The sequence below is a fragment of the Pseudomonas sp. S2_B10 genome (genome assembly GCF_054668425.1).
In genome coordinates, this window is the sequence record NZ_CP162768.1 from 2480898 (window position 1) to 2493969 (window position 13072).

Sequence of the window (13072 nt, forward strand, 5' to 3'; positions counted from 1 at the left end):
TTACCCCCGAGCAAGGACGCTCAACGATGCTCTTCACACTGCGCCTGTTGCTGGCCTTCCTGCTGGCACTCATCACCCTTGTCAGCCAAGCCAACTGTCCGAACTGGGATCATTCCCAAGCCCAACGCGAAATCACCAGCCTGCAAAACCGGATCGACCAATGGGACGACGCCTATCATCGCGAAGGCCGTTCATTGATCAGCGACGAACTCTATGACCAGTCCCAACTGCGGCTGAAAGAATGGCAAGCCTGTTTCAACCAACCCACATCCCCGCAGCCGTTGCGCACCGCGTCCGGCACGGTCACCCACCCCATCGCCCACACCGGCCTGGACAAGCTGCACAAAGTCGAAGACGTCGCCCACTGGTTGCGTGATCGCCAGAACGTCTGGGTGCAACCCAAGGTCGACGGCGTGGCTGTCACGCTGATCTACCGCCAGGGGGTATTGCAGCAGGCGATCAGTCGCGGTGATGGGGTCAACGGCCAGGACTGGACAGCCTCCGCGCGCAGGATTGCAGCCATTCCGCAACGTTTGAGGCAGCCACGGGATCTGCTGGTACAGGGCGAACTCTATTGGCGCCTGAGCGCGCATGTTCAATCACAGTCCGGCAGCGTCAATGCCCGCGCCACCGTCGCCGGGCTGATGGGACGTAAAACACTCGATGTTGAACAGGCCGCCGGGATCGGCCTGTTTGTCTGGGACTGGCCGCAAGGTCCTGTGCGGCTGCCGGAAAGATTGTCCGAACTTCAGACATTGGGGTTCGCCACAACCGAGCCCTATACCCAGCCCGTCACCCGATTCGAAGACGCGCAAAAATGGCGCGAGCACTGGTATCGCTCGCCACTGCCCTTTGCCAGCGACGGCGTGGTGCTGCGTCAGAGCCAACGGCCACCCGCCGAACGCTGGCAGGCTCGCGCGCCGTATTGGGCGATTGCCTGGAAATACCCGTTCGCCCAGGCATTGGCCGAAGTGCGCAAGGTCAACTTCAAAATCGGCCGCACCGGGCGGATCACGCCGGTGCTGGAACTGCTGCCGGTCAGACTCGATGACCGCGAAATCAAACGGGTCAGCGTCAGCTCGCTCAAGCGCTGGCAAACCCTCGACATCCGCCCCGGCGATCAGGTGGCAATCAGTCTGGCCGGGCTGACCATTCCGCGCCTCGACAGTGTCGTGCTGCGCACCAGCGAACGGGCGGACATCAACATCCCCGATGCTGGCGACTACCACGCCCTGAGCTGCTGGCAACCGACGCCGGGGTGTGAAAGCCAGTTTCTCGCGCGTCTGACCTGGCTCAGTGGCAAGCAGGGCCTGGCCATGCAGTATGTCGGTCGCGGCACCTGGGAGAAACTTTTGGAAACAGGCCGTCTGAAACACCTGCTGGATTGGCTGACCCTCGATGCATCAGAGCTTGCTAACATTGCCGGCCTCGGCGAGCGCAGCAGCGCACGGCTGATAGACAGTTTTCACGGCGCGCGGCAACAGCCGCTCGCTCGATGGTTGAAAGCGCTGGGCATGCCGCCGACCGGACAGGCACAACTGGACGATTCGTGGCAGGCCCTGGCACAACGCGACACTGAACAATGGCAGGCAGAAGCCGGTATCGGCCCGGGACGCGCGGCGCAACTGAGCGCATTCTTTCGTGACCCGCAGGTACTGGCTTTGAGTGACACCCTGAAAGCCGCCGGAATCGACGGCTTCTGAACCTGCAATCCCCGCCCGGCGGGAACCCAACGGCCGGCCAGACGCTCCAACAGCGCAGTGCCCTCCAACCCCGATTGCCTTTGCACATGGAGCTTTTATGAAATTTCTCGCACCGCTCGCCCTGCTTACTCTTTGCGGCGTCATGGCCGCCCCGGTCATGGCCGAAGAAGACGGCCCGGGCCTGACCGGTTGCGCTGCCAAGAAGCAGGGCATCATCAATCAGATCGAACAGGCCAAGTCGCGCGGCAACATGGAGCAGCAGGCAGGCCTGGAAACCGCACTGCGCGAAGTGAACGAACACTGCACCGACGCCGGGCTGAAGAAAGAGCGTGAGAACAAGGTGCTTGAGGCCAAGCATGAGGTGAGCCAGCGTCAGGCGGATCTCGACAAGGCCATGAAGAAGGGCGATCCGGAGAAGATCAACAAACGCAAGGAAAAGCTCGCCGAGTCGCGCAAGGAACTGCAGGAAGCGCTGGACGAGATCGATAAGTAACCCAAGCCCTGTGGTGAGGGGATTTATCCCCGTCCGGCGGCGAAGCCGTCGCAAATTCGACTGGTCGGGTCCGACTGAAAAAACTCGGTTATATGGTTTTTGGGCTGCTTCGCAGCCCATCGGGGATGAATCCCCTCGCCACAAGGTACTCAGCAGCCTCAGGAATCAATGATCGCGAAACTCTTTATGGCAAGCACTGCAGGCATCCTCGACTTTCTGCACTGCCGGTCCGAGATTGCTGGCCTTGTACGGCTGAACCTGACTGGCGACCACCAGTTCACCGGTAGCCGCTTCGAGGGCGCGGGCCAGTTGCTGAAAACGCGCCTGTTTCTGCCAGACATCGTCCTTGGCGCTGGTGTGATCTTCCTCGCGCACCTGCGGAAAATGCTTCCACGGTTCATGGGCCAACGCATCAAGTCTGACCGCGCCCTCGGCAAATTTCGGTCCGTCGAAGGCAATGCGCCCACGCAACATGCCGCCGAGGTCTTCGCTGGTCTTGAGCATCTGCTTGAAGATGGCCTTGCGCTGACCCAGCGGCGAATTCGGGTCGACGCCGCCACAGGCGGACAAGGTCAGACAGGCCAGCAATACAACAGCAATTGGTTTCAGAGTCATGATGGCTTCAGGTCGCGGAAATCGGCGGCCAGTATCCTCGGCTCACCGCCAAACACCAATAGCCCTATTAAAAATACGGGTTGGTCGAGCGCATGGAGCACTCGGCCAACCGGCACAGGAATCACTCCATGAACAGCCGCTTCACGGCCTGGCGTCACCCGCTTATCGTCACCCTCCCGATTCTGGCCATCCTTGCCGGTTGCACTGGCGGTGACAGCGCCAAACCGAAAACCCACGCACTGGCTACGTATTCCAGCGCAACTTGGGAAGCCTTGCCCGCGGTCTCCGATAGCGATCTGGTCGCAGGTTTCGGTTCCTGGCGCAGCGCGTGCACCCGACTCAAAGCCGACGCAGTCTGGGGGCCGACCTGCGCTGCGGCGGCGAATGTGCCGCAAAGCGCCGCCGAGATTCGTGCATTCCTCAAGCAGAATCTCGATGTCTACGGCCTGCGCGCCGAGAACGACAACCCCAACGGTCTGATCACCGGCTACTACGAACCGGTGTACCCCGGCAGCCTGACGCCCACCGCAACAGCAAACGTGCCGGTGTATGGCGTGCCGGAAGACATGATCATCGTCTCGCTCGACAGCATCTACCCGGAATTGAAGGGCAAGCGCCTGCGCGGCCGCCTCGAAGGTCGCGTGCTCAAGCCTTACGACGACGCGGCGACCATTGAATCCAAAGGTGTGAAAGCGCCAGTGGTCGCCTATCTGACTGATCCGATGAATCTGCAATTTCTGCAGATCCAGGGCTCGGGCCGGATCCAGACCGAGGACGGCAAACAGTTGCGCATCGCCTACGCCGATCAGAATGGCCACCCGTATCGACCGATCGGTCGCTGGCTGGTCGAGCAAGGCGAGCTGAAGAAAGAAGACGTGACCATGACCGCGATCAGCAACTGGGCCAAGGCCAACCCCACGCGCATTCCAGAACTGCTGGCCAGCAACCCGAGCTACGTGTTCTTCACCCGCAACCCGGACAGCAACGAAGGCCCACGCGGCTCGCTGAACGTGCCGCTGACCGCCGGCTACAGCGCGGCAGTGGATCGCAAAGTAATTCCGTTGGGCAGTCTGTTATGGCTGTCGACCACCAAACCGGATGGCACCCCACTGGTGCGCCCGGTCGCGGCGCAGGACACCGGCGGCGCGATTGCCGGCGAGGTGCGCGCGGATCTGTTCTGGGGCACGGGTGATGCGGCCGGGCAACTGGCCGGGGACATGAAACAGCAGGGGCAGATCTGGATGCTCTGGCCTAAAGGAAAAGAGTTGCCGCAAGTGCCGCAGGTGGCGGATACACCGAAGCAAAAGTCTTAGGTTCTTCGTGGTCTGATCCATCGCTTTCGCGAGCAGGCTCGCTCCCACATCTGGAATGCATTCCATGTGGGAGCGAGCCTGCTCGCGAAGAGGCCGGCAGCAACAGCCGATAGTCAGATCGACACAAAGAAGAACGAAGCAATCAGCCCCATCCCGATAAACCACACCACCGAACGCAGTGCAGCCCAGTCAGCCAGGTAGCAAATGATGTACAGCAGGCGGCTGGTGATAAACAGCACGGCCAGCACATTGACCGTCACCAGCTCCGCAGTGCCGACCAGATGCGCAACGATCACCGCAGCGGCAAACGCGGGCGTTACTTCAAAGCTGTTCAGTTGCGCGGCGTGGGCGCGACGGGCGACGCCATCGACGCTGTCGAGAAAGTCCCGTGGATCGTAATTGTCCTTGAGGCGGAAACCGCCGGTGGCCTTCGCCACGATCGTGCACACGTACGGCAGGAAAATCGCGATCAACACACACCACAGAGCCACTGTCATAACGTCGTCCTTTTTTCGATTGGAGAAATTGGCGAGCGGTCAGAACTTCATCACCAGCATGCCGATCAGCACCTGCCCACAGGCTAAGAGCAGCGCCCGGCCGAAAGGTTCTTTCAGCTGGATATAACACGGCAATTCCAGTGAGCCGTCGATTAGTCAGATTATTGATTCGCCATGTGTCAGCAGCTGTTTATACTGCAACCCACCACGCCGTACTCAGCTGCACACCAAAAAACTCCAATAAAAGCTGCCTGCTCCGCTTTCTTCGAAAACGGTCGCTGGCACGCGTATGCCTGATCAAAGCGTCAAGACTACCGACAGAGACCTTGCGCATGCCCCTCGCTTTACTTGCACTCGCCGTTGCCGCATTCGGCATCGGCACCACCGAATTCGTCATCATGGGCCTGCTGCCCGACGTTGCCCGCGATCTGGCGGTGAGCATTCCTCATGCCGGGCTGCTGATCACCGGTTACGCCCTGGGCGTGGTGTTCGGCGCACCGATCCTGGCGATCGGCACCGCCAATATGCCGCGCAAAGCGACACTGCTGGGCATGACGCTGATGTTCATCCTCGGCAACGTGCTCTGCGCGCTCGCGCCGAACTACGCGACGCTGATGGCGGCGCGCGTGGTCACGGCGCTGTGTCATGGCGCGTTTTTCGGCATTGGCTCGGTGGTTGCCGCTGGCCTGGTTGCGCCGAACAAACGCGCGCAAGCCATTGCCATGATGTTCACCGGCCTGACCCTGGCCAACGTGCTTGGCGTGCCACTCGGCACAGCGCTGGGCCAATACGCTGGCTGGCGCTCGACCTTCTGGGCGGTGTCGGTGATTGGCATTGTGGCGGCGTTGGCGCAATGGTTGTGGTTGCCCAAACACATCGCGATGGACAAGGCCAATCTCGCCAGCGAATTCAAAGTGCTGGGCAAGGCCAACGTGCTGCTGGCGCTGGGCATGAGCGTGCTGGCCTCGACCAGCCTGTTCAGCGTGTTCACGTATATCGCACCGATCCTGCAAGACATCACTGGCGTCAGTCCCCACGGCGTGACGGTGATGCTGCTGTTGTTCGGCGTCGGCCTGACAGCGGGCAGCATGCTCGGCGGGCGTCTGGCCGATAGCCGCTTGCTGCCGTCACTGGTCGGCGTGGCACTGGCAGTTGTGGTGATTCTGGCGGCGTTCAGCCAGACCAGCCGCTCGGTGATTCCGGCGGCGATCACTCTGGTGCTGTGGGGAATTTTCGCTTTTGCGCTGTGCCCGATTCTGCAGCTGCTGATCATCGATCAGGCGCATGAAGCGCCGAACCTCGGTTCGACGCTGAACCAGAGCGCGTTCAATCTGGGCAACGCAGCAGGTGCCTGGATTGGCGGGCTGGTGGTGGCCAGCGGCGCGGATCTGGCGGATCTGCCGTGGACCGGGGCGCTGGTTGGCGCGCTGACGGTGCTGACGGCGCTGTTGTTCATTTACCTGCAACGTCGGCAGGCGAGTGCGGTCAATGTGTCTGGCTGATCGTGGTGTGTCAGATAGAGCCCTCACCCTAGCCCTCTCCCGAAGGGAGAGGGGACTGATCGGGGGATGCTCGATACCCACGCCGACTTGAACGTGCATTGCTGAATCCATAATCGACCCGATCGTCCAGGTCGATGCACCTCGCCAGACACCTCGGTCAGCTCCCTCTCTCTCGGGAGAGGGCTGGGGTGAGGGGGTTGTTGTTGAGCATGACGCGCCATTCGAATGTGCCCTCAGCCAACCCCGCCCCATCAAACCCCTGCGTCCAACCTCCGGTCGCGCTCCATTCACCCTTCATCCAAAGGACCCCGGATGCTTGAACTTGTCGCCGCTTTCATCTGCCTCACCACCCTCCTGACCTTCGTCAATTTCCGCTTTATCGGCCTGCCGCCGACCATCGGCGTGATGGTTACCGCCCTGCTGTTCTCATTGCTCCTGCAAGGCCTCAGCGTCCTCGGCTTTCCCGGCCTCGAAGATCGCGTGCAGCAACTGATCGGACAGATCGATTTCGGCGATCTGCTGATGAACTGGATGCTCTCGTTCCTGCTGTTCGCCGGCGCCCTGCACGTCAACCTCAATGATTTGCGTAGCTACCGCTGGCCGATCGGCCTGCTGGCGACCTTCGGCGTGTTGATCGCCACCGTGGTGATCGGCAGCCTGGCCTTCTACATTTTTGCCCTGTTCGGCTGGCACGTGAGTTTCCTCTACTGCCTGTTGTTCGGCGCGCTGATCTCACCGACCGACCCGATTGCGGTACTCGGCGTGTTGCGTACCGCCAACGCTTCGAAGCCACTGAAAACCACCATCGTCGGCGAATCACTGTTCAACGACGGCACGGCGGTGGTGGTCTTCACCGTGCTGCTGGGCATCGCGCAACTGGGCGAAACCCCGACCGTCAGCGCCACGGCCATGCTCTTCGTCCATGAGGCCATTGGCGGTGTGTTGTTCGGCGGGCTGATCGGTTATCTGGTCTATCGGATGATCAAAAGCGTCGAGCAGCATCAGATCACCGTGATGCTGACCCTGGCCCTGGTGATCGGTGGCTCGGCGATGTCCACCGAGTTGCACGTCTCGGCGCCGATTGCGATGGTGGTGGCCGGTCTGATCATCGGTAACCTCGGGCGCAATCTGGCAATGAACGACATGACCCGCCGTTATCTGGACGGTTTCTGGGAGCTGCTCGATGACATGCTCAACGCTTTGCTGTTCGCGCTGATCGGCATGGAGTTGTTGCTGCTGCCGTTCAACTGGCTGCACATGGCCGCCGCAGGTCTGCTGGCGGTGGCGATTCTGTTGTCGCGCCTGCTTACCGTGGCGCCGGCGATCCTTTTGCTGCGGCGCTGGCGCTCAGTGCCGGCCGGCACCATCCGCATCCTCACTTGGGGCGGTTTGCGCGGCGGTGTTTCGGTGGCACTGGCGCTGGCGCTGCCGCTGGGCCCGGAGCGCGATCTGCTGCTGAGCATCACCTACATCGTCGTGCTGTCGTCGATCCTGCTGCAGGGCCTGACCATCGGCAAACTGGTCAAGCACGCGACGCGCAACGAGCCCGCGAGCGTGGCTGAGCCAGCCCACCACTGATCATTTCTTGATCGACTGCGGATCGGGCTTAACAGCCTGATCCGCAGATTCCTTCGGCGCACCGCTTTCGCTGCGAATCTGCGCATGGCTGATCAGCGCGAAGATAAAGCTGCCGCCGATGATATTTCCTGCCAGCGTCGGCCCGGCGAACACCGCCCAGAAATCACTCCACGGCAACTCGCCGGCAAACACCAGATAGGACACTTCCGCCGATCCGACGACGATATGGGTGAAGTCGCCCAGCGCCATGAAGTAGGTGATGAGGATGATGATCCACATCTTCGCGCTCTCCATGGAGGGGATCATCCAGACCATGGTGGCGATCATCCAGCCGGAGACGATGCCCTTGGCGAACATCTGACTGGCGCTGTGCTCCATGACCTTGCGGCCGATCTCGAGGAAGGCGACGTCGGTCTTGCTGTCGAAAATCGGCAGTTCCAGCATCACGTAGGCGACCAGAATCGTCCCGCAGAGGTTGCCGACCAGTACCACTGTCCACAGACGGATCAGTCGCAGAAAATTCTTCAGCGTCGGCTTGGTCATCACCGGCAGCACGGCGGTCAAGGTGTTCTCGGTGAACAGCTGCTGGCGGGCAAGGATCACCGCGAGGAAACCGGCGCAGTAGCCGAAACTGGCGATCACCTTGAATTCGTCGCCGTCGGGCAGGCGCGAATTGAGCAGGCCCATGCCCATCAGGGACAGGCCCATGGTCAATCCTGCCGCCAGCGCAGACCACCACAGCGCGGCAATGCTGCGCTCCAGTTCCTGGTCGCCCTGGGTGCGGATGATTTCATGCAGAACGGCCGCGCGCGGCGGCTGGCTCTTCTCGACTTCGTGCTGCTCCTTGGCCGAGAGGTCGGGGGTCTTGTCGCTGGTGGGGGTGGTCATGGCGTGGCAACCGGTGGGGGGGATGTAGCTACGACCGTTGCGCTTCATGGCTGTTCAGTGGGCAGGCGAATCTCCGCTGAATTGGCAACCGCTTTCGCGAGCAGGCTCGCTCCCACAAGGATCACGCTGTACCTGTGGGAGCGAGCCTGCTCGCGAAGAATGCGCCGCCGATCTTATTGAACGGCTTCGTCATCCTTGAACTGGTCTTTCACATATTTGATCTCGGTACGCCCGTGCGGCGCCGGCAGGCCGTCTTCGCCGAGATTGACGAACACCATTTTCTCAACGGTCAGGATGCTCTTGCGGGTGATCTTGTTGCGCACTTCGCAGGTCAGGGTGATCGAGGTGCGGCCGAATTCGGTGGCGGTGATGCCCAGTTCGATGATGTCGCCCTGGCGCGAGGCGCTGACGAAGTTGATTTCCGAGATGTACTTGGTCACCACGCGCTGGTTGCCCAGTTGCACGATGGCGTAGATCGCCGCTTCTTCATCGATCCAGCGCAGCAGGCTGCCGCCGAACAGGGTGCCGTTGGGGTTGAGGTCTTCGGGTTTAACCCATTTGCGGGTGTGGAAATTCATGTTCACTCCTGAGCGCTTGCCGAAAGATGCGCCCATCTTGGCAGACTGATCAGTCAGGCTCCAGGCAGCTGCGACTATGGTCGCCATTGGCGATCTTCATCTGGCCGACAGAAACCCTTTGGAAGATCAGCCCGGGCGGCTATAATCGCCCCCGTTTCAAAAAACGGTAACGTTCATTGGCTACCGTTTTCCCGCCACCTGTCCGAGGGGCGCTGCAGCAGGTTCGACCTGTCAGGCTCGGATGGGGCGTTGACCGGCTCACGCCGGACACTAAACGCACAACGGCGCCCATTCGCATACATTACGAATGGAGGCTCTTCATGAGCGCTGTCAACACGCCTGCCGATTTTACCGATTACAAAGTTGCCGACATGTCCCTGGCTGCCTGGGGCCGTCGCGAAACCATCATCGCCGAATCGGAAATGCCTGCCCTGATGGGTCTGCGCCGCAAATACGCTGCCGAACAGCCGCTCAAGGGCGCGAAAATCCTCGGCTGCATCCACATGACCATTCAGACTGCCGTGCTGATCGAAACCCTGGTTGCCCTGGGTGCCGAAGTGCGCTGGTCGTCCTGCAACATTTTCTCCACTCAGGATCAGGCCGCTGCCGCTATCGCTGCCGCCGGTATCCCGGTGTTCGCCTGGAAAGGCGAGACTGAAGAAGAGTACGAGTGGTGCCTGGAGCAGACCATCCTCAAGGATGGCCAGCCATGGGACGCCAACATGATCCTCGACGACGGCGGCGACCTGACCGAGCTGCTGCACAAGAAATACCCGCGAGTGCTCGATCGCGTTCACGGCGTGACCGAAGAAACCACCACTGGTGTACACCGTCTGCTGGACATGCTGGCCAAGGGCGAGCTGAAGATCCCGGCGATCAACGTCAACGACTCGGTGACCAAGTCCAAGAACGACAACAAGTACGGCTGCCGTCACAGCCTGAACGATGCGATCAAGCGCGGCACCGACCACCTGCTGTCCGGCAAGCAAGCGCTGGTCATCGGTTACGGTGACGTGGGCAAGGGTTCGGCTCAGTCGCTGCGTCAGGAAGGCATGATCGTTAAAGTCTCTGAAGTTGACCCGATCTGCGCCATGCAAGCCTGCATGGACGGCTTCGAACTGGTGTCGCCGTTCATCGACGGTATCAACGACGGTTCCGAAGCGAGCATCGACAAAGCGCTGCTGGGCAAGATCGACCTGATCGTGACCACCACCGGCAACGTCAATGTTTGCGACGCGAACATGCTCAAAGCCCTGAAGAAGCGCGCCGTGGTCTGCAACATTGGTCACTTCGACAACGAAATCGACACCGCTTTCATGCGCAAGAACTGGGCATGGGAAGAAGTGAAGCCACAGGTGCACAAGGTTCACCGCACCGGTGCCGGCAGCTTCGATCCACAGAACGACGACTACCTGATCCTGCTGGCCGAAGGCCGTCTGGTGAACCTGGGCAACGCCACCGGTCACCCGAGCCGCATCATGGATGGTTCGTTCGCCAACCAGGTTCTGGCACAGATCTTCCTGTTCGGCCAGAAGTACGCCGACCTGTCGCCAGCGCAGAAAGCCGAGCGTCTGACCGTTGAAGTGCTGCCGAAGAAACTCGACGAAGAAGTGGCCCTGGAAATGGTTCGCGGCTTCGGCGGCGTGGTCACCCAACTGACCAAGCAACAGGCTGACTACATCGGCGTCACCGTCGAAGGCCCGTTCAAGCCGCACGCCTACCGCTACTAACAGGCGCTGAATGCTCGCTCTCCCTGTGGGAGCGAGCTTGCTCGCGAAGGCGGCTTATCATTCAACATCCGTGTTGTCTGACCCAGCTCTTTCGCGAGCAGGCTCGCTCCCACACGGGATTGCAGCGTCTCGAAGGTACTTGTTTCCAAGGGTATGACCATGTCCCAAGACCGTCGCTACAGCTTCGAGTTTTTCCCGACGAAGACCGATGCCGGGCAAGAAAAGCTGCTTGCCACTGCCCGTCAGTTGGCCACCTACAATCCTGATTTCTTTTCCTGCACCTACGGCGCTGGCGGTTCGACCCGTGATCGCACGCTCAACACCGTGTTGCAGCTGGAAAGCGAAGTCAAAGTACCCGCCGCACCGCACCTGTCGTGCGTCGGTGACAGCAAGGACGACCTGCGCGGCCTGCTGAACGAATACAAGGCTGCCGGCATCAAGCGCATCGTTGCCCTGCGTGGCGACCTGCCGTCCGGCATGGGCATGACCAGCGGTGAGCTGCGTCACGCCAATGAACTGGTGGAATTCATTCGGGAAGAAACCGCCGATCATTTCCATATCGAAGTCGCGGCTTACCCGGAGATGCATCCGCAAGCACGCAACTACGAAGACGATCTCGCCAACTTCGTGCGCAAGGCAAAGGCCGGTGCCGACAGCGCGATCACCCAGTACTTCTTCAACGCCGACAGCTACTTCTACTTCGTCGACCGTTTGCAGGCGCTGGGCGTGGATCTGCCGATCGTGCCGGGGATCATGCCGATCACCAACTACAGCAAACTCGCGCGCTTCTCCGATGCCTGCGGTGCGGAAATCCCGCGCTGGATCCGCAAGCAGCTGGAAGCCTACGGCGATGACACGCGAAGCATTCAAAGCTTTGGCGAACAAGTCGTCAGCGAAATGTGCGAACGCCTGCTGCAGGGCGGCGCACCGGGGCTGCACTTCTACTCGATGAACCAGGCCGAACCTAGCCTGGCCATCTGGAACAACCTCAAGCTGCCGCGCTGAAGGTTTTCCATGCGATAAAAAAGGCCCTCACCGGGCCTTTTCACTGAAAAGCACAAATGGAATATTGTCGTCGATGATCTGCGCGCAAACAAAAACACACCCTCAACTGGTCTATCTGGTTTTCGGTGCCGAGACTTACCATCAGGAAGCTGTTTTCAGCATCGCCAGTGCTCTGGCGTGGTTGCGCGAGACACCGGATGCCCCGATCGATATCCAGGTCTTCAGCGACAACCCGCAACCCTACGAGCATCTCCCCGTACGCATTCGCCCGCTGGACGCCGAAACGCGCCAGAAATGGAGCGAGCCCCACGGTTATCATTTCCGCATCAAACATGTCGCGTTGCGCTCGGTACTTGAAGAGCATGAAACGGCGCTGTTGATCGACACCGATACGTTTTTCCACTGCTCGCCGCTCAAACTGTTCGAGCGGGTGCAGCCCGGCACCCTGCTGTGCAACGACTACTACGCTCGCTATGGCGACAACAAGATGAGCCTGCTCTATCGCACGCTGTCGGCAACACTGCTGGACAAAGGCCTGACTGACGATCACATGCGCCTGCTCAACTCCGGCGTCATCGGCTTGCACCGCCAGGACGCTCACGTGCTCGACCGCTCCATCGCTTTGATCGATGAGCTGTTCCCGTCGGCACAGGGCGCCTACACCCTCGAAGAGTTCTGCCTGTCAGTGGCTGCCTATCGCACGCTGGACGTCAACAAGTGCCCGGATCTGATTCACCATTACTGGAGCCGCAAGCACCTGTTCAGGGCCAAGGTTCAGGCCTGGGTCGCCAAACATGGCGACAACCCGACCGGCGAGGCTGCACTGGACGACACCCGACGTGTATCACCGCAACTGCCTCGACCACCGCGACTGCAGCGGATGTTCTACAAGCTCGTCACGTTGCTGCTGCCGGCACATCTGCGTCAGTTCATTCGCGAAATCCTTTACGGCTGCTATGAACATCCCAACGAGTTCGATCAGGCGTGTGCAGCGGTCTGGTGGGACAAGGCGCTGGAAAACCAGCAGCAACGCATCGGCAAGCCGGTTTGCAGGCACTTGCTCAGGGACTGGTTCAGTCGCGGCCTGGTCAAGCGGATCCTTGGTTCGCGTCACGCGAAGGTCCACCAACACCTGCTGAAAACCGCAAGCAAATAAGGCCATCGCGGCCA

At 60.6% G+C, this 13072-nt stretch carries 12 protein-coding genes and 1 riboswitch; of the genes, 8 read left to right on the forward strand and 4 right to left on the reverse strand.

Features of this window, described 5'->3' with window-relative positions:
* Window positions 1-26: 26 nt before the first annotated feature.
* Window positions 27-1703 (forward strand): NAD-dependent DNA ligase LigB, encoded by a 1677-nt coding sequence (gene ligB, locus AB4O45_RS11125; protein ID WP_460161396.1) that lies wholly within the window; start codon window positions 27-29, stop codon window positions 1701-1703.
* Between the two features lie 97 nt (window positions 1704-1800).
* Window positions 1801-2196, forward strand: coding sequence for a DUF1090 domain-containing protein (locus AB4O45_RS11130; RefSeq protein WP_016772779.1), 396 nt, complete (start codon window positions 1801-1803; stop codon window positions 2194-2196).
* Between the two features lie 165 nt (window positions 2197-2361).
* On the opposite strand, the gene AB4O45_RS11135 is transcribed toward AB4O45_RS11130, so the two are convergent.
* A complete protein-coding gene (locus AB4O45_RS11135; protein ID WP_095181353.1) occupies window positions 2362-2811 on the reverse strand; it encodes a c-type cytochrome in 450 nt (149 codons plus the stop codon).
* 128 nt (window positions 2812-2939) lie between these two features.
* On the opposite strand from AB4O45_RS11135, the gene mltA reads away from it, so the two are divergent.
* Entirely contained in the window at window positions 2940-4124 is a 1185-nt protein-coding gene (gene mltA / locus AB4O45_RS11140) for a murein transglycosylase A (RefSeq protein WP_460161397.1), read from the forward strand.
* Window positions 4125-4237: 113 nt separating this feature from the next.
* Here the strand turns inward: mltA and AB4O45_RS11145 are convergent, their stop codons facing one another.
* Window positions 4238-4621 (reverse strand): MAPEG family protein, encoded by a 384-nt coding sequence (locus tag AB4O45_RS11145; protein ID WP_024014628.1) that lies wholly within the window; start codon window positions 4619-4621, stop codon window positions 4238-4240.
* Window positions 4622-4953: 332 nt separating this feature from the next.
* On the opposite strand from AB4O45_RS11145, the gene AB4O45_RS11150 reads away from it, so the two are divergent.
* Window positions 4954-6123, forward strand: a complete 1170-nt coding sequence (locus AB4O45_RS11150; protein WP_460161398.1) for an MFS transporter — start codon at window positions 4954-4956, stop codon at window positions 6121-6123.
* 312 nt (window positions 6124-6435) lie between these two features.
* Window positions 6436-7701, forward strand: coding sequence for a cation:proton antiporter (locus AB4O45_RS11155; protein ID WP_024014630.1), 1266 nt, complete (start codon window positions 6436-6438; stop codon window positions 7699-7701).
* Here AB4O45_RS11155 and AB4O45_RS11160 read toward each other — a convergent pair whose 3' ends face one another.
* Both AB4O45_RS11160 and AB4O45_RS11165 read right to left on the reverse strand, forming a co-directional pair.
* The gene (locus AB4O45_RS11160) at window positions 7702-8589 is read right to left on the reverse strand and encodes a formate/nitrite transporter family protein (RefSeq protein ID WP_406227765.1); all 888 of its coding nucleotides are present in this window, start codon (window positions 8587-8589) and stop codon (window positions 7702-7704) included.
* Between the two features lie 173 nt (window positions 8590-8762).
* Window positions 8763-9167: an acyl-CoA thioesterase gene (locus AB4O45_RS11165; RefSeq protein ID WP_016772772.1), complete on the reverse strand. Its 405-nt coding sequence runs from the start codon at window positions 9165-9167 to the stop codon at window positions 8763-8765.
* A gap of 198 nt (window positions 9168-9365) precedes the next feature.
* Window positions 9366-9464: riboswitch (S-adenosyl-L-homocysteine riboswitch) on the forward strand.
* A 23-nt stretch (window positions 9465-9487) separates the two neighbouring features.
* On the opposite strand from AB4O45_RS11165, the gene ahcY reads away from it, so the two are divergent.
* The 3 genes from ahcY to AB4O45_RS11180 all read left to right on the forward strand — a co-directional run bounded on the left by ahcY (window position 9488) and on the right by AB4O45_RS11180 (window position 13058).
* A complete protein-coding gene (ahcY, locus tag AB4O45_RS11170; RefSeq protein ID WP_460161399.1) occupies window positions 9488-10897 on the forward strand; it encodes an adenosylhomocysteinase in 1410 nt (469 codons plus the stop codon).
* Between the two features lie 159 nt (window positions 10898-11056).
* Window positions 11057-11902, forward strand: a complete 846-nt coding sequence (metF, locus tag AB4O45_RS11175) for a methylenetetrahydrofolate reductase [NAD(P)H] (RefSeq protein ID WP_056786871.1) — start codon at window positions 11057-11059, stop codon at window positions 11900-11902.
* A gap of 73 nt (window positions 11903-11975) precedes the next feature.
* Window positions 11976-13058 carry a hypothetical protein gene (locus tag AB4O45_RS11180; RefSeq protein WP_460094548.1) on the forward strand — a complete coding sequence of 361 codons (1083 nt, stop codon included), beginning with the start codon at window positions 11976-11978 and terminating at the stop codon, window positions 13056-13058.
* Window positions 13059-13072 lie beyond the last annotated feature (14 nt).

What these genes read in the sequence shown, in the direction of transcription:
- ligB (WP_460161396.1), top strand. Translation starts at nt 27, where the DNA reads ATGCTCTTCACACTGCGCCTGTTGCTGGCCTTCCTGCTGGCACTCATC.
- AB4O45_RS11130 (WP_016772779.1), top strand. Translation starts at nt 1,801, where the DNA reads ATGAAATTTCTCGCACCGCTCGCCCTGCTTACTCTTTGCGGCGTCATG.
- AB4O45_RS11135 (WP_095181353.1), bottom strand. Translation starts at nt 2,811, where the DNA reads ATGACTCTGAAACCAATTGCTGTTGTATTGCTGGCCTGTCTGACCTTG.
- mltA (WP_460161397.1), top strand. Translation starts at nt 2,940, where the DNA reads ATGAACAGCCGCTTCACGGCCTGGCGTCACCCGCTTATCGTCACCCTC.
- AB4O45_RS11145 (WP_024014628.1), bottom strand. Translation starts at nt 4,621, where the DNA reads ATGACAGTGGCTCTGTGGTGTGTGTTGATCGCGATTTTCCTGCCGTAC.
- AB4O45_RS11150 (WP_460161398.1), top strand. Translation starts at nt 4,954, where the DNA reads ATGCCCCTCGCTTTACTTGCACTCGCCGTTGCCGCATTCGGCATCGGC.
- AB4O45_RS11155 (WP_024014630.1), top strand. Translation starts at nt 6,436, where the DNA reads ATGCTTGAACTTGTCGCCGCTTTCATCTGCCTCACCACCCTCCTGACC.
- AB4O45_RS11160 (WP_406227765.1), bottom strand. Translation starts at nt 8,589, where the DNA reads ATGACCACCCCCACCAGCGACAAGACCCCCGACCTCTCGGCCAAGGAG.
- AB4O45_RS11165 (WP_016772772.1), bottom strand. Translation starts at nt 9,167, where the DNA reads ATGAATTTCCACACCCGCAAATGGGTTAAACCCGAAGACCTCAACCCC.
- ahcY (WP_460161399.1), top strand. Translation starts at nt 9,488, where the DNA reads ATGAGCGCTGTCAACACGCCTGCCGATTTTACCGATTACAAAGTTGCC.
- metF (WP_056786871.1), top strand. Translation starts at nt 11,057, where the DNA reads ATGTCCCAAGACCGTCGCTACAGCTTCGAGTTTTTCCCGACGAAGACC.
- AB4O45_RS11180 (WP_460094548.1), top strand. Translation starts at nt 11,976, where the DNA reads ATGATCTGCGCGCAAACAAAAACACACCCTCAACTGGTCTATCTGGTT.